The organism is Arcicella aurantiaca (assembly GCF_003148625.1).
In the GTDB taxonomy this organism is placed as follows: Bacteria; Bacteroidota; Bacteroidia; order Cytophagales; family Spirosomataceae; genus Arcicella; species Arcicella aurantiaca.
The window spans coordinates 83,386-108,114 of the sequence record NZ_QGGO01000017.1; the positions used below are offsets into that span (position 1 = coordinate 83,386).

Here is a 24,729-nt window from a genome sequence, read left to right on the forward strand (position 1 = left end):
TGATGTCCGATGCCAAAGCGTTGGAAAACAATAAAATGAAACTAAAATCATTCATACATACTTGCACAGCGGCTATGCTTGCGTGCTTGACACAGGGGGCGTTTTCTCAAAAAACAGAACCCACTGAAAACGATTATTATAAAATCGTAAAAATTCCTATTCCAGAAGGTATTGTTTTGGAAGTAGGCGGAATTGCAAAAATGCCAAACGGTGACATGGCGGTTTCTACTCGTAGAGGCGATGTTTATATCATTGAGAATGTCTATTCGAGTATGCCTATTTTTCGTAAGTTTGCTTCTGGCTTACACGAAATTTTAGGGCTTGCTATCAAAGATGGAAATATTTATGTGGCTCAAAGAGGTGAATTGACAAAATTGATTGATAAAAACGGAGACGGAAAAGCAGAACGTTATGAAACAGTTTGTGCATTGCCAATTTCTGGACACTATCATGAATATTCTTTTGGTCCTAAAATCGCTCCAGATGGTTCATTTTATGTAACAGGAAACGTTGGTTTTGGTAATTCTGACTGGTGGGCAGGAAAATCGTATGTGCCTTTCAGAGGTTGGACAATGAAGATTTCGGAAGATGGAAAATTAACGCCATTTGCCGCAGGTATGCGTTCTCCATGCGGAATTGGTATGATTGATGGAGAGTTTTTCTATGGTGATAATCAAGGAGATTGGATGGGTTCTGGATTTATTTCACACGTTGAAAAAGGTGATTTTATGGGTCATCCAGCTTCTTTAGCTTGGGCAGACCGTCCTGACTCGCCTGTGAAAATGCGTAAAGAAATGATTTTCACAAAAGTTGACCCACGTGACGACCCAAAAGTGAAGCCTGAGTATGTGAAGGACGAGCCAATGACGACTATCTACGAAATGGGAAAAACAACTTATCCGAACATGGGCATAAAAGCTCCTGCGGTTTGGTTGCCACATGGAGTTTTGGGAGTTTCTACGTCAGAATTAATTACAGATGATACCAAAGGAAATTTCGGGCCTTTTGCAGGACAAGTTTTTGTGGGTGACCAAGGAATGTCAAAAATTGCTCGTGTATTTTTAGAAAAAGTAAATGGAAAATATCAAGGAGCATCTTTTGACTTTAAAAGTGGTTTCCGTTCGGGTGTATTACGTATGGCCTGGGGAAGCGACAACGCCATGTATGTAGGTGGTACAAATCGTGGTTGGGGTTCAGTTGGTAAAGAAGATTTTGGCTTAGAACGCTTAGTTTACACAGGAAAAACTCCTTTTGAAATGAAAGCCGTAAGAGCAATGCCAGATGGTTTTGAAATTGAATTTACTGTACCAGTTGATAAAAAAACGGCTGAAGATGTGAACAACTATGACGTTTCAAGCTATGTTTATAAATATCACCCTGTTTACGGAAGTCCAATTGTAAACCGTAAGGATAATTCAGTAAGAGGAGCGAAGGCATCAGAAGATGGATTAAAAGTAAGAATTGTAGTTGATGGATTACGTGAAGGTTATGTACACGATATTAAGCCAGAAGGCGTTCGTTCTGCAAAAGATAATTTATCGTTATTACACGGTTCCGCATATTATACGTTGAATAATATTCCAACAGGAGAAAAAGCAAATATCACTTTAGTTACGCCAAAAACTCGTGCAGAACGTGAGCGTATTGATGCAGGTGCTAATGCCAATACTCCTGACAATCAGATGAAGGAAGCTATGCCAACAACCGCAGGTGTTGCCGCAGCAGCAAAAGGAAAAACAACTGTAAAAAATATAACTCCAACCGCTGTAAAAGCATCAATTATTTCTGATGCAGAAGCTACAAAATTATTGGCAAAACATACTTGTTTGGCTTGTCACAAAGTCGGAGAACGAGCAGTTGGACCTTCGTATAAAGACGTTGCAAAACGTAAATATACCAACGAACAAATTGAAGCATTAATCATTGAACCCAAACCAGAAAATTGGCCAGATTTCTCTACGCCAATGGCTCCGATGGCACACGTACCAAAAGGTGACATCAAGAAAATTGCCGCTTGGATAAATTCATTAGGTAATAAATAAGCTATTGAAAAGTAATGAATTTTACTAAAACATTACTTCTTTGGAAATTTATTCATTAAGATTTAGAACCGTCATTCAGTTTTTTCTGGATGGCGGTTTTTTCTTAAAGAAGAGGTGCAATTGCTTTTCATAACGATGCGATGGTATCTTTGGCTATTAGTCATCGTTTTTTCCACTAAGAAAAATAACATTCATAATAGATTATTTTTCTCACAACAAACCATAAACATTTCACGTTAATAGTAAGCAAATAATCATTTTTTAGCGTATATTAGAATTGTTTATTAGTTTTGAATCGTAAGGTTTTAATTCCTCTGTTCTCCGAATCATTATGCAAAAGAATTTACTATATATTTTTTTTAGTGTTTTTGTCTTCTCAAGTTCTGTAACCCTTGCCCAACAAGATGCACAACTGAGTCAATATATGTTTAATCCATTGTATATCAATCCAGCAACTGCGGGAATGGACGGAGTGACGAAATTTCAGTTACATTACCGCAATCAATGGTCAAATTATCAGACAACATTTGATGGCAATGGTTCTTTAGGAACACAAATATTTACGGCATCTATGCCATTAAATGGATTGCACAGCGGAATCGGCATACAATTTGTAAATGATAAAACACCATCGGGTGCAGGTTATCAAAATATGTTGTTATCTTACTCATATCAGATAGGTTTATCAAATGGTGGAGTAGTATCAATCGGTGCAAAAGGAGGTATTCATACTAAATCATTTGATTCACGCTTTCGCCCACGTGAAACTGGCGACCCAATTGTAGATGGACTTGCAGGAAGTGTAAATCAAACTAAAACTGATTTTTCGGTTGGAGCCTTATATAAAACGGCAAATTATCAGATTGGTGCAAGTTTAAATCATGTCAATACACCAAGTTATAGTTTTGGAACAGATAAATCTGGGCAATATGCTATCAAACAAGTTTTAAACTTAACTGCGAGTTATGATTATTATTTAAACGACGATATTAAAGTAAGTCCGATGGCATTATGGAAGACGGATTTTACAACAAGTGTTTTGGAAGGAGGTGCAATTTTTACGTATGATGATAAATATTGGCTTGGAGGTTCGTATCGTTTAAACGATGCTGGCATTATTATTGCTGGAATTTCGATGTTAAAAGACAACGCATTAAGGTTGGGTTATTCACTTGACTTAACCACCGTAGGAGCAACCGCCAAAGCCCCATTATCGCATGAAATCTTGCTAAGTTATGCCATTCCCGCCCCAAGACTTTTAGCAGGAAAGAAAACTCCCGTGCGTACCCCAAGATTCAACCATTAAATCAATAAGTGCGAAAAACACTAAATCATTGATAGACAACACAAAAAAATATTTAACTTTGTTGTTCTGATTTTATACTAAATCGATTAAAGTTCACGTTTTTAAGAAAATTTAACATATTAGAATTGTATTAGATTCTCGACTTAGCATAATATTACCATTAAATAAATTAAAACACAGTCATATTTGAAGCATAACTACCTATAATTATTTTTCAGGTATCATTCAAAAAAGTTTATAACACTATGAATTACGGTGGAATTTTCAGGAAATCACTTTTACTACTTTTGGTAGTTATTCCTGCCTTGTTCTTGGAAAGTTGTAGCTCCTCTGGCGGAAGCAAGAGTAAAGGCAAATCAACAGCAAGTAGCAAAGGAAGAAGTAGCAAAGGTAAAGGTGAAGTAGCCTCTAAGGGGAAAGGCAAAAATAGTAAAAATAGCCGCAGTAGTAAAAAAGAAGATGTTGGCATGGTCAACGGGGAAGTTGCAGCTACAGCTCGTAAAGGTTGGAAACAAACTACTCCACTCGGAATGGTTTTAATCCCTTCTGGCTCATACATGATGGGACAAGCTGATGAAGACGTTGCGTCAACTTCAGTAAGTTTCAACAAACGTGTAACAGTGGCTCAGTTCTACATGGATGATACCGAAATCACTAATAATGAATATCGTCAATTTACAAGCGTAATGATGACGGATTCGATTTCTGTTTTAGGAGAAGAAAAAATCTTAGCAGAATATTATCCTGATACAACTGTTTGGAGTAAAGACTTTACTTATCATAACGGTGACCCAATGACAGAATATTACTTCTCAAGTCCTGCCTTCGATATGTATCCAGTTGTGGGTGTAAGTTGGGTAGCCGCAAGATATTTCTGCGAATGGAGAACAAAAGCTTATAACGATTACCGTACTTCAGAAGGTATGTATATTTCTCCAAGATTCCGTTTGCCATCAGAAGCAGAATGGGAATGGGCAGCTCGTGGAGGAAAAGCATCTGCAAAATATCCTTGGGGTAACCCTTATGTAGCTAATGGAAAAGGTTGTTTATTAGCCAACTTCAAGCCACATAGAGGAAATTATGATGCTGATGGTTATGCTTATACTGCTCCTGCAAACCAATTTAATCCTAATGATTATGGTTTGTATAACATGGCAGGTAACGTAGCTGAATGGTGTTTAGATGCTTATGCTGATAACTCAGTAGCTATTACTTGGGACTTAAACACCATCAACGATGATAAAGATGAGCCACGTAAAGTAATTCGTGGAGGTTCTTGGAAAGACGTTGCTTATTACTTAGAAACAGGTACACGTTCTTACGAATACGAAAATAAAAAACGTTCTTATATCGGATTTCGTTGTGCAATGAACCACTTAGGTCGTTCATCAGGCAAAGAATTCAAATAGTAGAATTACACATTTGAAGAAAAGCTAATATAGCACTTCAAATAATAAGCGAGGGAAACCCATCTTACTAAACAAGATAAGTTCCCTCGCTTACTTTTGAGATAATAATAGAAAATTGTTGAGCAAATATCAAAATCCTTTAAATCTAAAGAATCTGCCATATTACCAACTTAAAAACGCTATTACTTATCCATTATATTAAAAATACAGGTATTAGTCTCAAATAAATTTATCTTATTAATCACAATGGAAAAAATTATTAACGTCATCGCCAGTTTTGGTGCAGCAGTAGTTATCGTTGGAGCTTTATTTAAAATTTTACACTGGAATGGTGCAAATGAAATGTTGATGGTTGGTATGTTTACAGAAGCCGCTATCTTTATTTTATTCGGTGTTTTATACTTAGTAGCAAAACCAGAAAAACAATACGAGTGGGAGAGAGTATATCCAGAATTATCAAAAGAATTTACAGGTGAATTGCCAAAAAGAAGTGTTGCTGCTCCATCTACTGGAACAGGCATCACTGCTAAAATGGACGAAATGTTAGCTAACGCAAGAGTTACGCCTGATATTTTTGATAATTTAGGAAAAGGAATGAAGTCTTTGACTGACACCGTTTCTAAAATTGGTGATATTACAGATGCAACAATTGCTACAAATGATTATGCTAAAAATGTAAAATCTGCATCAGGAGCGATGGGTGAAATGAACAAGGCTTATGGAGCTACAATGAATGCTATGTCAGAAATGTCATCAGCTACACAAGATGCAAAAGAATACCGTGTTCAGTTCCAGAAAGTAACTCAGAATATGGGAGCATTAAATGCTGTTTATGAATTAGAATTACAAGACACCAATAAGCACTTGAAAGCAATGAATACGTTCTATGGCAATTTAACAACTGCTATGGAAAATATGGCTGATGCAAGTAAGGATACTCAACAGTTTAAGCAAGAATTATCTAAATTGACAACTAACTTATCTTCATTAAACAACGTTTACGGAAGTATGTTAACAGCAATGAAAGGATAGTAATAGGTATTAGGTTGAAGGTCTTAGGTTTTAGTAGTTTTTGCTAACCCCTAAATCCTAATCCCTACCCCCTAAAAATAAAACTTAAACTAAAACGAAATCCTATAAGCACATAATATCATGGCAGGAATGAAAGAAACGCCCCGTCAGAAGATGATTGGGATGATGTATTTGGTGCTAACCGCCCTACTTGCGTTGCAGGTGAGTGATGCCCTTTTACAGAAATTTGTATTATTAAATAACAGCTTAGAGACGGCAAATAATTCAGCCGTACAGAAAAATATTGCAACTATTGAAGGCATGAAAACTTTGTTAGAAAAATCTGCTAACAAAGCAAACGATGCACAATATATTACACAAGCTCAAGAAGTCCACAAATTAGCCGATGCAATGGTTGGAGAATTAGATAATTTGAAAGCTCAAATTGTTGAAAAAACAGGTGGATATGACAAAGAAACTGGTGCTTTAGTAGGAATGAAAGAAACCGAAAAAGTATATGAGTTAATGATTGGTGGAAAGAAAAATGGTTTAGCTTATGGTCTTAAAACTAAATTAGATGACTATGTTGCTAAAATTTCTAAATACGCAGGTGACAGTAAGTTAAAAGTTGAGCCTTTAGCAATGTCGGGTAGTGAAGACCCTGCTGTGGCAAAAGATGCAAATAATAAGAATAAAGATTTTGCTGAATTAAACTTTGCAGAAACTCCCGTTCCAGCAGCTTTAGCAACATTAAGTCAAAAGCAATCAGAAGTTCGTCGTCATGAAAGTACAATTTTGAGTGCATTGGCTCAAAAAATTGGTTTGAAAGACATCAAATTTGATAAAATTTTAGCCATGGTTTCTGCAAAATCAAATACTGTTGTTGCAGGTATGGACTATGAGGCTGAAATGTTTATTGCTGCTTATTCTTCTGGAATTACGCCAAGAATGAGTTTCAATGGTTCTTCTGTTCCTGTGAAAGATGGTAAAGGACAAATTAAATTTAAAGCTCAAGGTGGTCAATATGACGGTCGTGGACTTTCAAGAAAAACTTATACCGCAACAATCTCTTTCAACGGACCAAACGGTGCTGAAACAAGAACAATCGACCAAGAATATTTCGTATTGAAACCAACTTATAACATCGAAGCAGGTAGTTTACCTCCATTATATTTAGGTTGTGCAAATAAATTAAGTATTGTAAGTCCAGGTTTAGGAGCTTTATGGCAACCGTCTATTACCGCTAATGGTGGAGATGTTATTGCAGGTGGTGGTGCAGGAAAAATCACTGTTGTTCCAAGCGGTACATCTGTTGAATTAAGTATCAATAACGGTGGTATTTTGTTAGGCGTTGAAAAATTTAGAGTTCAAAGAATTCCTAAGCCAGAAGTTAGAGTATTTGGTAATGGTGGCGAATTAGATGAAAAACGTGGTGCAAGTGCAACTGGTTTAAGAAGTATTGATGCAAGAGCAATCGCACAAGAATCATTCAAAGCAACTAACCCCGATGACGCTAATTACCGAGTTTCAGAAGTATATGTAGCTTTAGCAAGAGGTAGTAAAAAAGTTGGAGACGTAACTCTATCTGGAGGTGGAAGTATTAGTTCTTTAGCTCAAGTAGCTCAACCTGGTGACCGCTATTATATTGAAATTAAAGGTGTTCAGAGAAAAAGCTTTAGAGGTACTATCGAGACTATTCCTTTTAACATGGTTAAGAATATTCCTTTGAATTAAGAAGTACAAAGTATTATGTATTAAGTATCATGAATAACATTTATTGACGTTTGCTTCTTAATACTTAGCACATAATACTAAATACTAAAATATATCGTTATTCAAAATATGAAACAATAAGTTTACAGATACTTGAAAATCAAATAATTGTAAAACTTGTCATTCCATAATTTTATGAAGAATCTTAGTAAAATAGCAAGTGTGGTTTTATTGTCTATGACAACTTGCACATGGGTATCTGCCCAAGAAAAAGACAATAAAGGGAAGAATCCTGATTCTGTTCGTCCAATTGATGAATCTAACATCATGTGGAAACAGCGTTTGTGGAGACGTATGGATTTGAACGAAAAACAAAATCAGCCTTTTTTCTCAAAAGGAAATGAAATTACTAAATACCTAATTGAATGGGTACAAAGTGGTGTTTTGCAACCATATAGAAATGACTCTTTGAAAACTAAAATTTCTAAGGAAGATTTCATGAAAAACTTAGTCATGGAAAACTCTATTGGAGATAATGCTTTATCTGATGCTGAAAAAGCAGCAGGTTTTGGAACTGAAAGTGGAGGTACTGCCGCAGCAGATGATGGTTGGGGTGACCCAAAACCAAAAACTCCTGCAAATGGTACAGCAAATGATGGATTCAATGGTCCAAAACCTTCATCATCGGGCGGAGAATATTATTTTCCTAAAGAGTTATCAGTATTAGAAATACGTGAAGATGCCATTTTTGATAAACAACGCTCTCGTTTGTACTATGATATTCAGTCGATTACTGTAATCATTCCAGCAAACAAAACAACGGCTGGTTTTGATAAAAATGTAGCGTCATTCAAATACAAAGATTTAGATAAATTATTCCGTAGTAATCCAAATTGTGTTTGGTATAACGAACAAAATGAAGCTCAACACAAAAATATGGCTGATGCTTTTGACTTACGTTTGTTTCACGCTCGTTTGACCAAAAAAGGAAACTCTAAAGATGATGATTTAGATACAATTTATGGTGGTGCAAAACAAGGAATGGTACAGTCTCAACAATTAGAATACAAATTGATGGAGATGGAACATAACCTTTGGGAATACTAAGAAATTTCGATTTCAAAATAAAAAAGAACGTCAATTTGACGTTCTTTTTTATTTATTGACCACCTACTTCTTCTAACTGTTGTTTAATTTTCAAAGCACGAGCTTTTCCTAATAATGTTTCTAATTCTTCGGGCGTTGCCTTGTAAATATTGCTTACCGTTCCAAAATGCTTTAATAGTTTTTCTGCTGTATTTTTCCCAATTCCCTCAATACTTTCTAATTGACTGATGATGAAATTTTTAGAGCGTTTATCTCGGTGTTTGGTAATGCCAAAACGGTGAGCCTCATCTCGAAGCCTTTGAATTAATTTTAACGATTCAGACTTTTTATCAATGTATAAGGGGATGCTATCTTCTGGAAAATAAATTTCTTCTAATCTTTTGGCAATACCAATAATCGGAACTTTACCGTATAAACCAAGAGCTTTGAGGGCATCGCTGGCAGAACTCAATTGACCTTTGCCACCGTCCACAATAATCAAATCGGGTAATGCCGCTTCCTCTTCCAATAAACGAGTATATCTTCTGGTGATAACTTCGTACATCGTGGCAAAATCATTTGGTCCAACTACTGTTCGAGGGGTAAAGTGACGATAATCCTTTTTTGAAGGCATTCCATTTTTAAAACAAACCATTGCTGAAACAGGGTTTGTTCCTTGAATATTGGAGTTATCAAAACATTCTATGTGTTTCGGAATCGTTTTTATCTGTAAATCATTTTTCAAAGTAAGTAAAATACGCATTTTAGCATCTCCAGCACTTTCTTCAGATGCTTGCCTATCTGCTTTTTCTTTACGGAAATATAGCACATTTTTGAGCGACATATCCAAAAGCTTTTTCTTATCGCCAATTTGTGGAATGGTATTTTCGACCCCTTTTAATTCTACCGAAAGCGGAATATTAGTAATTACTTCCTTGGCATCGCTTTCATATTTATCTCGCATTTCCCAAACCATCATGGTTAAAATATCTTCTTCCGTTTCTTCTAATTTTTTCTTTACTTCTAAAGATTGAGATTGAGTAATAAATCCATTCTGAACCTTCATGAAATTAAAATAAATGGCTTCTTCATCGGATACAATTGAGAAGACATCGACATTCTTGATATTGGGATTAACAACGGTTGATTTACTTTGGAAATTTACCAAATACGCCAATTTTTCCTTAAACTCTTGAGCTTCTTCAAAATTTAATTTACTGGCAGCATCCAGCATTTTTTCCTCAAAATATTGGCGTGGGAGACCCATATTCCCTTTTAATATATTTTTTGCTTGGTCAACTTCTTTTAAATAATCAGATTCACTTTGTAAGTTTTCACAAGGTCCTTTGCAATTTCCAATGTGATATTCGAGACATACTTTGAATTTCCTTTCTTGAATATTTTTTTCCGATAAGTTTAGGTTGCAAGTTCTGAATTTGTACAATTGTTTAAACATATCCAGAATAGAATACATCACTTTTAAATTGGCAAAAGGACCAAAAAAAGTTCCTAATTTTTTGTCAACTCTTCTGATGGTAATAATCTTAGGGAATGGTTCATTAGTGATGCAAATGAATGGATACATTTTATCATCACGAAGTAAGATGTTGAATTTAGGTTGGTACTTTTTTATGAGTGTATTCTCTAAAAGCAGAGCATCAAATTCAGTATGAACGATGGTGAATTCTAAATTTCTGATTTGGCTGACCAGGCGTTTAGTCTTACGGTCGTGTTGATTTGATTTGGCAAAATAACTACTAACTCTATTTTTTAAGTTCTTTGCTTTACCGACGTAAATGACTGTGCCTTCTTCGTCAAAATACCGATATACTCCTGGTTCTTCAGGGACTTTTGCTAAGGCTGATTTATAGTCAAATGTTGTCATAGAATTAGGATATGTTCAATGATGAAGTAATTGTTGTGAAATTATGATTTAATATAAAAAGGAATTGAATAATGGTTTGTCAAAAGATTATCCTGTGTTGTAAGGTATATTGTTTGAATGCCAAAATAATTCAAATATACTACATACAAAAATAGCCTTAGAGCTACTGTGAGTAAATTTAAAAAGTTTTTTTTTAGTTTTTTTTGGCTTTAAATTATTAAAACATAGTATTTTACGTCTAAAAAATAGTAGTTAACTAATGCTTTTCATTTGTTTTGTTAGAAACGAAGTTCTACCTTTATGATGATTTTCAACCAAAAGTCAAATTTTTTCAATTAAAAACCCAATTTTTATTATGAACACAAAATTTTACTCTCCTTTGAAGAGTATGCTTTTGTTAGGCGTATTTCTCCTGAGTACGTTATTAACTTTAGCACAGGACAGACGTGTGACTGGAAAGGTTACAGGTGCTGATGGACAGGGAATTCCTGGGGTTTCTATCCTTTTAAAGGGTACACAAACAGGTACAACGACAGATGCGGGCGGTAATTTTGCAATCGGCCTGAAATCGGGAAAAGATGTTTTAGTTTTTTCTGCAATCGGTTACAAGGGTTCGGAAGTAAGTGTTGGTTCACAGACTTCAGTAAATGTAACATTGAGTGATGATGTGTCAGCGTTAGATGAAGTAGTAGTAACAGGTTACCAAACTGTTCGTAAAAGAGACATTACTGGTGCTGTTACAGTTGTGAACACTGAAGACCTCAAAGCTGTCAAAAACACTTCATTTATCCAAAATTTGGCAGGTCAAGCCTCTGGTTTGAACATTTCGACTTCTGGTTCTCCTGGCGATGCAACAAACGTGCGTATTCGTGGTATTAGTTCGTTTACCAACAACGACCCTCTTTACGTGATTGATGGTGTACCTGTTGAGGATAAGTTCCAAAATACGATTAACCCCAATGACATCGAGACTATCCAAGTATTGAAAGATGCTTCGGCTTCTTCTATTTATGGTTCTCGTGCTTCTAATGGCGTAATCGTAATTACAACTCGTCAAGGTAAGTCGGGAAAAGCTAAGGTTTCTTTCAACAGTAGCTTTGGATTAGCGAATGCTGTAAAAGGTTACGATGAAGTTTTGAACACTTCATCAGAATACTATGCTCAGGCAATCAGACTTAAGTTTCAAGCTGATGCAGCTAATACTCCATGGTATGCTAAAACGCCAGGAGCTCTCAGCCAGTATATTCAGAATTCACCCGCATTAATTAACGGGGTGAGTAATTATGACCCATCTACTTATGACCCATTGAACAACCAAATCACTGAGACGAATAAAACGGGTACTAACTGGTGGAAAGAAATTACAAGAACTGCCAAAGTGATAGACCAGAGTTTGAATGTTACAGGAGGTAATGATGTGGCTAACTACAACATCTCAGCTTCATATTTGAATCAAGAAGGTATTCTTAATCTTACTCAGTTTAATAGAGCTACCATTCGTGCCAACTCGAGTTTCAAAATTGGTAAGAGGTTACGTGTTGGTGAGAATATCATGTATGCTGCTAATTGGGGCGTAGGTATCTCGTCCAGAGGTGGTAACAACAACGAATTTGGGGTTATTGGTGAGGTAATCAAATCTACACCAGTAGTTCCAGTATATGATATCAAAGGAGGACCTGCTGGTCACCTTTCTGCTCAGTCAGGTAACTTCACTAACCCAACCCAAGTGTTGATTGACAATAGTAACAACAATGATACGGGTAAAAGATTGTTGGGTAATATTTTCGGTGAATTTGAAATCATTGATGGGCTTAAGTTTAGAACAAATTTAGGTGCAGATATTGGAACAACTTGGAGACGCTCTTTCACTTATCCACAGCCTTATCGTGCTGAGGGTGTGAAAACGTTGGCAGGTTCAATCTTCAACGAATCTTGGACACAGACCACTACCTGGAATATTACCAATACTTTACAATTCAACAGAAACTTTGGTAAACATTCTGTGGGTATATTGGCAGGACAAGAGGCAGTTGCCACTGATTATAGAGATATATTCGGACAATTAGCTGGATACTTTACTGCCGATATCAACGCTTGGTATTTGAATACTGCTTTGGGAGACCCTGCTTCACGGTCAGTTTCATCAACGGGATATGAATCTAAATTAGCTTCATATTTTGGCAAAGTTGATTATGCTTTCGATGATAAATACTTGATTTCGGCAACTATTCGCCGTGACGGTTCTTCAAAATTCTTATCTTCCGTTCGTTATGGCGTATTCCCTGCATTATCTTTGGGTTGGAGAATTTCACAAGAAGGATTCATGAAAGACTTGACGTTTATTTCTGATTTGAAATTGAGAGCATCGTATGGTGAATTGGGTAATCAACGCATCAGAAACTATAACTTTGCCAGTATCTATGGTGGAGCGGTAGGGACTACTTTCTATGACATCAATGGAGCAAATGGTAGTGCAGCAACTGGTTATTCACTTCAGTCTTTTGGAAACCCAGATACTCAATGGGAGACTTCTAAAAACAAAAACTTTGGTTTTGATGCTTCGTTTATCAACAATACTCTCAACGTAGTATTAGATATTTATTCAAGAAATACCGAAAACTTATTGTATAATCCTGCCTTGCCTGGAACCGCTGGTGTTGCTTCACCTCCTTTTATAAATGTAGGGTCTATGTTGAATACAGGTTGGGATTTGAGTATTAATTATCGCAAGAATATTGCTAAAGACCTTAGCCTAAATCTTGGCATGAATTTGAGTCATTATCGTAATGAAATTCAGAAGGTATCCAATAATGCCAACTTCTTCTATCCATCAGATGGTACTGCTTTAAATAGCCGTATTCCAGGCTCAACAACCTCAATCATCAACAAAGTAGGTTATCCTATTTCATCATTCAATGGTTACATAGTTGAAGGGCTTATCACGACTGATGCTGAATTGAAAAAGCATACTGGAACGGGTGCTGCAGCCATTGGTGGTTTGAAATTTAAGGATGTAAATGGCGATGGCGTAATTAATGAAAACGATATTACGGTTAATGGTAATCCTCACCCAAGTTTAACGGGCGGTTTGAACATCGGTTTGAAATACAAAAATTTTGATTTTAATTCATTCTGGTTTGGTTCGTTTGGAAACCAAATATTTACAGGTTACTGGATTCAGTCATATTTCATGAACTTCAACGCCAACGTATTGAAAGACATTCTTGAAAAACAAGGAACAGGCAATTATCCAAAAATCAATCAAGTGGACCGTTCGTCAGCGAATGCTTCTACCTTCTATATTCAAGATGGTACTTACGTGAGAATGACTAACTTGCAGTTAGGCTATACTTTGCCCTCAAACCTTCTTAGCAAAGCAGGTATTAGCAAAGCTCGTGTGTATATACAAGGTCAAAACTTATTGACATTTACGGGTTATATTGGTGCTGACCCCGCTATCTCAAACGCCAATATTGGGTCTGATAGAAACAATCCAGTTAATGATAACGCCATGGGCTTTGATAATGGTAACTATCCGTCAAACAAAGTTTTCAACATTGGTCTTAATTTAGAATTCTAAAAAAAATATGAAACATTCATTTAAAAAATCAATTTTAGCCCTTTTGGTAGCTACTATAGGTATTTACTCTTGTAAAGACAGCTTTTTGGATACTCCTCCACAAGCGGCTCTTTCAAATACACTGTTGGCTGGTAGTAAAAGTGGTGTCAATGCTACTTTAATTGCTTCTTATCACAGCCTTTCGGGTTGGATAGGTGCTGGTGGAAATGCTTGGGGTGCTGCTCCTTCAAACTGGGTATATAATTTGGCAGCTGATGAAGTCCACAAAGGTTCAGAAGCAGGAGATGGTGATGCTTGGTTGGCAATAGAATTATTCCAGTGGAATCCAGGTGAAAGTTCATTTAGCAATAAGTGGCTTTCGTGTTACGAGGGTATTAACCGTGCTAATTCATCTATTAATACTGCAAATGACTTTTTGAAAGCTAATCCTTCTGAAACAACGTTTGTAAATAGAACCATAGGAGAAGCAATTTTTTTGAGAGCTTATTTCCATTTTGAGTTGTACAAAGTATTCAAGAATGCACCCTACTTTACAGAAGCAGACAAAGATTTCAATAAGCCCAATGATAAGCCTATGATACCTTTGATTATTGCTGACTTAGAAAAAGCTATATCTTTATTGGATGCTGACAAAGTTTCTGCTGGTAGAGCTGACAAAACGATTGCCACTGCTTTCTTGGGTAAGGTAAAATTGTATAATAAAGATTATCCAGGGGCATTAATAGAATTCAATAAGGTAATTGCCAGTGGTAAATACAAATTGTCTGACTGTATCTATGATAATTTTAACTTGAGTACAGAAAACAACAGCGAGAATATTTTCTCGGTACAGGCATCAGTAAATGATGGTGATGCAGGTGGACAAAATGCTAATAATTCTGAACGTTTGGGTCTTCCTCATGGCGATAGCTTCACAAGTTGTTGTGGCTTCAAACAGCCTACTCATGACTTAGTATATGCTTTCAAAGTGGATGCTAATGGACTTCCTATGCCAACTAAAGGAGTAGCATTGAGAAGAATTTTAGCAGGTGATGCTGATGTACTTGACCCACGAGTAGAATATACTGCAGGACGTACAAACGTTCCTTATCTTGACTGGGGAGCACACAAAGATAGCTGGATTCGTGGTCAAGGTTATCAAGGTTGGTATTCACCTAAAAGAGTCGTTCAACTCAAAGCCAATCCTACGCTTGCGGGTGGTTGGACTGGTACTCAGCTTTCTGCTTTGAACTTCCCATTGATGCGTTATGCTGATGTGCTTTTGATGGCTGCTGAATGTGAAGTAGAATCAGGTTCTTTAGAAAAAGCCAGAGGTTATGTAAACCAAATTCGTAAGCGTGCTGGTAACTGTACACAAGGTGCTGGTACTAACGTGAAAGTGGCTATTAATGCTCCAGAAATTACTTGGGGTAAATATGCAGTAAGCCAATACACAGCGGCTTGGACAAACCAAGCTACTGCTCGTGAAGCTGTAAGAACAGAAAGAAGATTAGAACTTGCTTTGGAAGGACACCGTGTATTCGACTTGCAAAGATGGGGTGTTTACGCAGCAGTAATGGCTGACTATGTTCCTCGTGAGTCTAAATTGGTTTCGATTCTTAGTCAAGCGCAACCTGTGGCTGCCAAGCATGATGCTTGGCCTATTCCATCGGTTGAAATTCTTAAATCAAACGGCGTACTTAAGCAAAATTCTGGATATTAAAATTTGGGTTTATGTGTCAATGTTTTTAATCTTTGACATTTCATGAAAACAGTAGCGACTTACAGGTCGCTACTGTTTTTTTATTATCTTTGATGTGAGCTCATCGAATCTTTTTTATCAAATATGAAATTACATTTTCTACTTTTTGTAGCCCTAATTGGTCTTAATGCTTGCCAAAAATCAGAACCAAATGATACGGCAAATATTGAGCCTTTCAAACTGTTGGTAACCAGTGAGACAGGGATAGATTTTGAAAATAAAGTTGAAGACCAAGAAAATTTCAATGTCTTAACCTATCGAAATTATTATAATGGGGGAGGAGTTGCTATTGGAGACGTCAATAATGATGGCATGAAAGACATCTATTTTACTGCCAATATGAGTGATAACAAATTATATCTTAATAAAGGTAAAGGAGAAAAAACGACTTTACAGTTTGAAGATATTACTAATAAAGCAGGTGTAAAAGGGAAAAAATCATGGTGTACAGGCGTTACAATGGCAGATGTAAATGCCGATGGTTTTCTGGATATTTATGTGTGTTATTCGGGAGGAGTGTTGAAGGATAATAAAGAGAATGAGCTTTTTATCAATAATGGAACGACTAAAGGTGGCGTGCCTACTTTTACCGAAAAAGCAAAAGAATATGGATTGAATGATGCAGGAAGTACAACCCATGCTTCGTTTTTTGATTATGATTTAGATGGAGATTTGGATTGTTATGTATTGAATGATAGTTATAAATCGCCCGATAAAATTGCATTGACTGGGCGAGAAAAGTTTGATGAAAAGGCAGAAGGTGGTGATAGATTGTACCGTAATGATGATGGTAAATTTGTAAATGTTACTCAACAAGAAGGTATTTTTTCAAGTGATATTGGTTTTGGATTAGGAATTTCAGTAGGGGATGTCAATGGCGACTTATACCCTGATATTTATATTTCAAATGATTTTTGGGAGCGAGATTATCTCTACATAAATCAAGGAAATGGACACGGCTCGTCGCCACGATTTAAAGAAATGTTGCCAGAGAAAATGGCTTATACTTCATTGTCGAGTATGGGGTCGGATATGGCAGATATTAACAATGATGGTCATTTGGATATTTTTAGTACAGATATGCTTCCGCCTGATAATCAACGCTTGAAAGCAGCAACCAAATTTGACGATTATTATTTGGCAGATTATAGATTCAGAAATGGGTATCATAACCAAATGTTTCAGAATTGTTTGCAGGTCAATAATGGTAATGGGACGTTTCAAGAAACTGCTTTTTTCTCAGGCGTGGCTGCAACTGATTGGAGTTGGGGGGCATTGGCTTTTGACATGAATTTGGACGGACAAAAGGATTTATTTGTAAGCAACGGTGTCTATAATGATATTACAGATTCTGATTTTGTCGATTTTATTGCAGACCCTTCCGAAGTTAAAAAAATTGTAGAGGAAAAAGGAAAGTATGATTTTAGAGATTTTGTAAAGTTTTTACCCCATAATAAAAGAAAAAACTACGCTTTTATTAATCAAGGAAAATTACATTTTGAGAATTTGACATCGAGCCTAAATCTTGACCAAGAAGGATATAGCAATGGTTCTGCTTATGGAGATTTGGATAATGATGGAGATTTTGATTTGGTGGTAAATAATGTCAATATGCCTGCTTTTATCTATCAAAATAATGCCGTAGAAGAGAAAAAGAATGCTTTTGTGAAGTTCAAATTGTCTGGAAGCGAAAAGAATAAATTTGGTATTGGTTCTACGGTTTTACTATATCAAAAAGGGAATGTGCAGATGGCTCAAAGTATGTCGTCGAGAGGATTTGAAAGTTCGGTTGACTCTGATATTATTTTTGGACTTGGGAATAATACTGCCATTGATTCGGTTAGAATTATTTGGACAGATTTGAAAACGCAAGTGCTTAAAAATGTAAAAAGTAATGCAACGCTGACGCTTGATTATAAAAATGCCAAAGACATTTATAATCCTCAAAGTATTAAATCTCAGGTAGTTTTTAGTGAAATTTCTAATCAAATAATTGCAGATGCCACTCATGTTGAGAACAAATACGTTGATTTTGATTCTGACCGACTGATGCCTCACGTTCTTTCTGCGGAAGGTCCTAAAATAATTGAAGGTGATGTTAATAAAGATGGGAAAAACGACTTTATTTTATTAGGAGCAAAAGATGGTACTGATAAGTTGTTTTTGAATAACGGAAGTAAATTTATTGAGAGTAAACAAGCATCTTTTATGGCTCAAAACCTATCTGACCATATTTCGGGAGCTTTATTTGATGCTGATACAGATGGAGATTTAGACTTTATTGTGGGTTGTGGTGGCAATGAATATAAACTTGGAATTGCAGGTTTTACTACTATTTATTACGAAAATAATGGGAAAGGAGAGTTTACAAAACAAGATAGTAAAGCTCCAATGATAAAGGGACAAATCAGTTGTATTAAGCCTTGTGATTATGATAATGATGGTGACCTCGACCTTTTTGCAGGTGGAAAGGCAGTGCCAGGTGGATACGGTTTGAACCCACGAAGTTTCATGTTACAAAATGACGGAAAAGGTCATTTTACGGATGTTACCAATGAATTTACAGGACCAATTGGAATGGTCACTGATGCCGTTTGGGCTGATATTAATGCTGATAAATTACCCGATTTAATTGTTGTGGGTGAATGGATGCCGATTACTGTTTTTGTAAACGAGAGTGGCGAATTTGTGAAACCACTCATCATTCCGAATAGTGAAGGATGGTGGAATACCATTAAAATGAGTGATATTGATAACGATGGCGATATGGATTTTATGCTTGGTAATTGGGGACAAAATATCAAACTAAAAGCAAGCCTTGAAAAACCATTAAACTTGTATGTGTATGATTTTGACCAAAATAAAAGACCAGAAGTTGTGATGGAATGGTTTACGCAAGAGGATTCAAAACCTTATCCTTTTGCCAGTAAAGCTGATTTGACGGCTCAAATGCCTGCTCTTAAAAAGACAAGTCTGAAATATCAAGAGTTTGCTCAGAAGCAAGTGAAAGATTTATTTGATAACAAACTTTTAGAGAAAGCAATACAAAAAAGAGTGGTTAATTTTTCGTCTTCCGTTTTACTAAATCAGAAGGGAGATTTGGTTTTAGAATCTTTGCAAGATGAGGCCCAAATGTCTCCAATTTTTGCTATCGAAACAGGCGATTTTGATAAAGATGGAATCACGGATTATTTTGTTGGAGGTAATTTTTACAGATTAAAACCTGAAATGGGACGACATGACAGTTTTAATGGCGGATATTTCAAGGGTATTGGAAAAGGAAAGTTTGTCTATAAATCTTCAGTCAATTCTGGAATTGGGGTAAAAGGGGAAGTGCGAGATGCTATATGGTTGGATAAAAAACTAATCATAGCTCGTAATGATGCTTCTGTGTTGATATTTCAGTAAGAAGCTATTTAAACTTTCGCTACCAATGTAAATTGTCTATTATTTAAAGATGTCTTCATTAAATTTTTTCAATGTAGCTCTGCTATATGTCAAAAATTTGCTTCGACCTCTTTAAAAATAAACAAATTTTCAAAAGATACCAAAAGTTTCAAAAGCTTCTAAATAAAGTGTTTTAAGTTTCTGTAAATCAGAGTCTTAAATTTTAAAGATAATTGAAAATGTTTTTATCATTTAGAAATATAATAGTGCCATTGGTTGTAGTGGTATTGATATATAGTTGTAATAATTCTCCTAAAAAAGAGCCTTATACGCCACCCAAACCGCAAAATTTATCAGGAAAGGTATTGGCTCAAACCTATTGTGGTAGTTGTCATCAAGTGCCTGACCCTACAATGTTGGATAAAAAAACATGGGAAAAAGGCGTACTTCCCAAAATGGCGTATCGACTTGGTGTTGACCAAGATTATTTTAAACTCTTTGCCAATGTAGATGCCGACGAAATGCAACTCATTTTGGCAGAAGGCGTTTATCCCGAACATCCACAATTAGCGATGGAAGATTGGGAGAAAATAAAAAAATATTATCTCGATAACGCTCCAGAAAATCCAATTAAGCAAGATGATAAACCAAAAGTAAAAGTTGGTTTAACAGATTTTGACGTAAAACCCTTGAAAGTATGGGGCGACGAACCACCAAGAGTAACTTTAGTGAAATTCAATCCAGAGTCGCAAGAAATATATGTGGCTTGGCGAGGCTTTAGCAATTTCATTAAAAAATATAATGCCAAACTGTTAAAAACAGATTCAATAACGGTTCAAAGTGCGGTTTCGGATATTGCTCCCCAAAAAGAAACACTCAGTATTTTGTCGATGGGAATCATGGACCCAAGCGAAAAATCGAGAGGAACACTTACGCAAGTCGATAAAACCAAGAAAGTTTCTAAGCAATTAGACAGCCTCAAAAGACCTGTACAAATGAGTTATGGAGATTTGAATCAAGACTCCGTAGAAGATATTCTTATCTGCAATTTTGGGAATGAAGTTGGTAACTTAACTTGGTACGAAGGCGGAAGTATGAAGCCTCACCTATTGAAAGCATTACCGGGGGCAAGAGTTGCTTATTTGAAAGATATGAACAATGATAAATTGCTTGATATTGTGGTTTTAATGACCCAAGCAAGAGAAGGAATTTCTATCTTTTATAATAAAGGAAAAGGAGAGTTTGAGGAAAAGGAAATTCTTCAGTTTTCATCAGTTTATGGCTCAAGTTTTATCAGTTTGGTAGATTTTAATAAAGATGGATTCACGGATATTCTTTATACCAACGGAGATAACGCAGATTTGTCGATTTCTTTGAAAGCTTATCATGGCATAAGAATCTTTTTGAATGACGGTAAAGGAGCATTCAAATTAGGATATTTTTATCCAATGTATGGAGCATCTAAAGCTTTAGCGGCTGATTTTGACATGGACGGAGATTTAGATATTGCGGCTATTTCATTTTTCACCGCTCTCGACCAAAAACCGAATGAAGGCTTTTTACTATTAAAAAATAAAGGCAACATGACTTTTGATGCTTCGACGATTCAAGAAGCAAAATCTGGGAAATGGATGGTGATGGACGTTGGCGATATGGATAAAGACGGCGATGATGATATTATTCTCGGTTCGTTTTTGAGAGGTGGAATGTTGGGTTTAGAAGGGCTAAGTTTCAAAGGAAAAAGTCCACCAGCCGTACTTGTTTTAGAAAATAAACATTTTAAATAGCTTCTAAGTGTTAGCCGATTCACTTCCCAAAAGTTCTAAAGACTTTTGGGAAGTTTGACTATGAAATATAATAAATTGAAAAAAGCACCTTAGCAGTTCTTAAATAACTAATAGCCACTTACTCAAACAGTTTTTAACTATATCCCAAAATTATCAACGTGAAAATTATAAATTATGTCTTTTGTCTGTTTGTTGCTCTTGGAGCAATGAGCTGTATTGACCCATATTCGCTGGATTTTAATCAGAAAAATAGTGTTTTGGTAGTTGAAGGATTCCTTACTGACGATGTTGTAAAACCTGATACTATCAAGATTCAATATTCAAATTTTGAGAATGAGGCGATAAGAATTGTTCCAATCGCTTCTGTGAAGGCATCTGTCTTGAATGTAGATACCAATGAGGAGACAAAGTTGATAGAACAACCAAAGGGTGGTTTTTTACCTCCAAAAACCTTTAGAATAAATACTCAGCATAAATATATTCTGAAATTTAGCCTTCCCAACGGACAAAATTATGAGTCTGCTCCAGAGAAAATAACACCCACGCCAGCAATCGCAAAGGTTTATGATATATTCAATGCTCAAAGTGTATTGTCTGAAGACGGTAAGAAATTCCTTTCTGCCAATGAAGTGTATTTAGATACGCAAGACCCAACCGAGCAGAAAAACTACTATTTATGGCGTTATACTCACTTTGAAAGACTTGGTTTTTGTATCACCTGTACAAAGTCTCAGTATAGTGTACAAACAGGTGCGTGTACTATTCCACTTGCCAACTTTAACAGAACGGCTTATTACGATTATCAATGTGCGGGCGATTGTTTCTCTATTTTTAAGAGTAAACAAGTCAATGTACTTTCGGACGTAGCTTCAAATGGGCAGCTGATTAAAGGAAAATTGATTGCAAAAATTCCTACTTATAGTCCTACGGGTTGTTTAATACAAATCCAACAAATTAGTATTTCTCCAGAAATGTATTTGTATTTCAAAATTCTTGAAGCACAAACACAGTCAAATGGTGGTTTGGCTGATACACCGCCCGCAGGAATTGTCGGAAATATTAAAAATATCACCACGCCGAGTGAAAAAATAGTTGGGTATTTTGGGGTTGTGTCTATCCAAAAGAACAATTATTGGATTGATAGAAAAGACGCAAAATCGCCTTACGAATTAATATTAGGGCACGAAATATCCGAAGAAAATGCTACTGCTGATACCTCAAGACCACCTTTTGCCCCTTGTACTGCCAGTTCGACCAGAACACCTATTAAACCAGATGGTTGGCAGTAAGGCGTCTCAATCTTTCAAATATTTCTAATCCAAAATATGGCATGAACTCAAAAGTTATACTAATACTCATTTCGTTGCTTTTTATGGGTAGCGGAATTTTCGCACAACAACAGTCTTCTCTGATTCAGATTACCGTAAAAGATTCAAGTGACAACACGCCACTTAAAGATATTGTTATCAAAATTGATTTCAAAAGAGCCAATTTCTCTTCGAGTGAAAACGGTGTGCATACCTTTTATCTTCCACAAGGTGAATATGGAATTACCATCAGCCATTTGGGCTACAAAACATTCCGAAAAAGAATAAATGTTAAAAGTTCAACCATAGAATTTTCGGTTAGTTTAATCAATGTTGCCAAAGAATTAGATGAAGTCATTGTCAATAATCAAGGTGGAAGTGGTGGAAACGTTTCTCGCCAATTATTAGGTGTAACGCCGTTAAGTATCAAAACCATCAAGAAAATCCCTGCAATGATGGGAGAAACAGACGTTTTGAGAGGTTTACAAATGCTTCCTGGGGTTACTTCTGTGGGAGAAGCTGCCAACGGTGTTAATATCAGAGGAGGAACAACCGACCAAAATTTAATTCTTTTGGATGATACCCCAATTTTTAACCCAACGCATTTATTTGGTTTATTCTCAATTTTCCCTCCAGATGCCACCGCAGGCTTAGATTTATACAAAGGTGGAATTCCGTCTCGCTTTGGCGGAAGGGTTTCGTCTGTGATTGATATAAGTTTATTGAATCCGTCCTTAGATAAATTTAAAGCGACTGGTGGAATCAGTTTAGTTGCCAATCGTTTGACAATAGAACAACCCATCATCAAAGATAAAATGGCTGTTTTAGTTTCGGGGAGAGCTTCGTATAATGATTTCTTCTTCAAATTAGGTCCTCCCAAATTGCAGAATATCAGAGCTAATTTCTATGATTTGGTAACGAAGGTTTTTTACAGAATGAATGCTAAAAATACTTTAACGTTTTCGGGTTATTTGAGCAATGATTTTTTCCAAACAGATTTGTTAGGAACAATTAGTAACGTAAACGCAACCAGCACACAATATGCGTATTCAACAAAAAATGCGTCCGTGAAATGGTTTCATTCTTTCAATTCAAAGCTGAATATTCAGACCTCAGCCATCTTGACAGATTATGAGCCTAAAACGCTTTTACCTGAGTTGAACTCATCAAATACCGTTAATATCGAATCTGGAATTGTTTACAAACAGTTAAAATCAAGTCTTAGTTATCAGCCTAACGACAAGCACCATTTTGAAGGAGGAATAAGCTCAATTTTATATTCAATTAACCCAGGTAAATTAAATCCAGGAACGTCAAATAGCGTAAATCCGATAACTATTCCAGAAGAAAGAGGCTTAGAATCAAGTATCTTTTTGGAAGATGAAATTGCTCTTAATAGACGAGTGAGTTTATCACTTGGACTAAGATATTCGCATTATATGGCTTTGGGGGCTGCCACCGTAAGAAATTACAAACCATCGTTACCGCTCAATGATATTAATGTAATTGATTCCACAAAATATAAATCAGGAGAGGTTTTTGCTAATTATGGCGGTTTTGAACCTCGAATTTCATTCAAATATTTACTAACAGACAATTCGTCGGTAAAGGTTGGATATAGCTTGATGAGACAATATTTACAAGTTGTTTCTAATACCACAACGCCATTGCCAACATCACGTTGGACGATGAGTAATAACTATATAAAACCACAAGTAAGTCAGTTAATTTCGGCAGGATATTTTAAAAATTCCGCCAATAATATATACGAATTCTCTTTGGAAGGATATTATAGAAGTACCGAAAATGTGCTGGATTTTAAACCCGGAGCTGACTTTGTTTTTCAGCCATTTATTGAAACCCAAACCCTACAAGGCAAAGGAAAAGCCTACGGTTTGGAGTTGATGGTTAGTAAGAAAAAAGGAGAAATAACGGGTTGGATTAACTATACGTATTCAAGAGCTTTGAATCAAATCAATGCAGGACAGGGCTTTGGAGAACAAATTAATAGCGGAAATTGGTATGCAACCAACTTCGACCGTCCACATAGTTTTAATGCCACCGTGAGTATATCGCAAGGAGGACACCATGAATTTGGGTTTACTTTTGTTTATAATACAGGAAGACCTTTTACAGTGCCAGAAGGATACGTGCAGTATAATGAAGTGAAATATCCGTATTATTTAGAAAGAAATAACCAGAGAATCAGCGATTATCACAGACTTGATTTTTCATGGACAATCAGAAATCCATCTATGACGAAGAAACGTTGGGAGGGTTCATGGACATTCGGAATTTATAATCTTTATGCCCGTCAAAATGCGTACTCAGTTTATCTAAAATCTGAAAAAACAATTAATGCGTATCAATTAACGATATTTGGTTCTGCAATTCCGTCATTGACTTATAATTTCAAATTTATGTAAAAATGACCTTCTTGGTTTAGATTATCCAACTTTTTAAAGTTGGATAATC

Annotated in this window: 13 protein-coding genes; 12 read left to right on the top strand and 1 reads right to left on the bottom strand. The window is 36.1% G+C overall.

All coding sequences use genetic code 11. The annotated features are described in order from the left end of the window. The first annotated feature begins 2 nt into the window (after window positions 1-2). The 6 genes from LV89_RS15835 to porN all read left to right on the top strand — a co-directional run bounded on the left by LV89_RS15835 (window position 3) and on the right by porN (window position 8,588). Window positions 3-2,042, top strand: coding sequence for a c-type cytochrome (locus LV89_RS15835; protein WP_229201532.1), 2,040 nt, complete (start codon window positions 3-5; stop codon window positions 2,040-2,042). Between the two features lie 331 nt (window positions 2,043-2,373). Further along, window positions 2,374-3,348 (top strand): PorP/SprF family type IX secretion system membrane protein, encoded by a 975-nt coding sequence (locus LV89_RS15840; RefSeq protein ID WP_109743893.1) that lies wholly within the window; start codon window positions 2,374-2,376, stop codon window positions 3,346-3,348. Between the two features lie 245 nt (window positions 3,349-3,593). After that, a complete protein-coding gene (gene porK / locus LV89_RS15845) occupies window positions 3,594-4,757 on the top strand; it encodes a T9SS ring complex lipoprotein PorK/GldK (protein ID WP_109743894.1) in 1,164 nt (387 codons plus the stop codon). Window positions 4,758-5,003: 246 nt separating this feature from the next. Continuing rightward, a complete protein-coding gene (gene porL, locus LV89_RS15850) occupies window positions 5,004-5,789 on the top strand; it encodes a type IX secretion system motor protein PorL/GldL (RefSeq protein WP_109743895.1) in 786 nt (261 codons plus the stop codon). Between the two features lie 120 nt (window positions 5,790-5,909). After that, the gene (gene porM / locus LV89_RS15855) at window positions 5,910-7,502 is read left to right on the top strand and encodes a type IX secretion system motor protein PorM/GldM (protein ID WP_109743896.1); all 1,593 of its coding nucleotides are present in this window, start codon (window positions 5,910-5,912) and stop codon (window positions 7,500-7,502) included. Between the two features lie 174 nt (window positions 7,503-7,676). Continuing rightward, the gene (gene porN / locus LV89_RS15860) at window positions 7,677-8,588 is read left to right on the top strand and encodes a type IX secretion system ring subunit PorN/GldN (RefSeq protein ID WP_109743897.1); all 912 of its coding nucleotides are present in this window, start codon (window positions 7,677-7,679) and stop codon (window positions 8,586-8,588) included. Window positions 8,589-8,640: 52 nt separating this feature from the next. On the opposite strand, the gene uvrC is transcribed toward porN, so the two are convergent. Beyond that, entirely contained in the window at window positions 8,641-10,452 is a 1,812-nt protein-coding gene (gene uvrC / locus LV89_RS15865) for an excinuclease ABC subunit UvrC (RefSeq protein ID WP_109743898.1), read from the bottom strand. Between the two features lie 355 nt (window positions 10,453-10,807). Between uvrC and LV89_RS15870 the strand changes: the two genes are divergently transcribed. The 6 genes from LV89_RS15870 to LV89_RS15895 all read left to right on the top strand — a co-directional run bounded on the left by LV89_RS15870 (window position 10,808) and on the right by LV89_RS15895 (window position 24,680). Then, the gene (locus tag LV89_RS15870) at window positions 10,808-14,032 is read left to right on the top strand and encodes a SusC/RagA family TonB-linked outer membrane protein (RefSeq protein ID WP_109743899.1); all 3,225 of its coding nucleotides are present in this window, start codon (window positions 10,808-10,810) and stop codon (window positions 14,030-14,032) included. Between the two features lie 7 nt (window positions 14,033-14,039). Then, window positions 14,040-15,734, top strand: coding sequence for a RagB/SusD family nutrient uptake outer membrane protein (locus tag LV89_RS15875; protein ID WP_109743900.1), 1,695 nt, complete (start codon window positions 14,040-14,042; stop codon window positions 15,732-15,734). 123 nt (window positions 15,735-15,857) lie between these two features. Next, entirely contained in the window at window positions 15,858-19,181 is a 3,324-nt protein-coding gene (locus tag LV89_RS15880) for a VCBS repeat-containing protein (RefSeq protein WP_109743901.1), read from the top strand. A gap of 218 nt (window positions 19,182-19,399) precedes the next feature. Then, a complete protein-coding gene (locus LV89_RS15885) occupies window positions 19,400-20,947 on the top strand; it encodes an FG-GAP repeat domain-containing protein (protein WP_109743902.1) in 1,548 nt (515 codons plus the stop codon). A gap of 158 nt (window positions 20,948-21,105) precedes the next feature. Then, entirely contained in the window at window positions 21,106-22,236 is a 1,131-nt protein-coding gene (locus LV89_RS15890; RefSeq protein WP_146199177.1) for a DUF4249 domain-containing protein, read from the top strand. Window positions 22,237-22,277: 41 nt separating this feature from the next. Further along, a complete protein-coding gene (locus LV89_RS15895) occupies window positions 22,278-24,680 on the top strand; it encodes a TonB-dependent receptor (protein ID WP_109743904.1) in 2,403 nt (800 codons plus the stop codon). The last annotated feature ends 49 nt before the right edge of the window (window positions 24,681-24,729 follow it).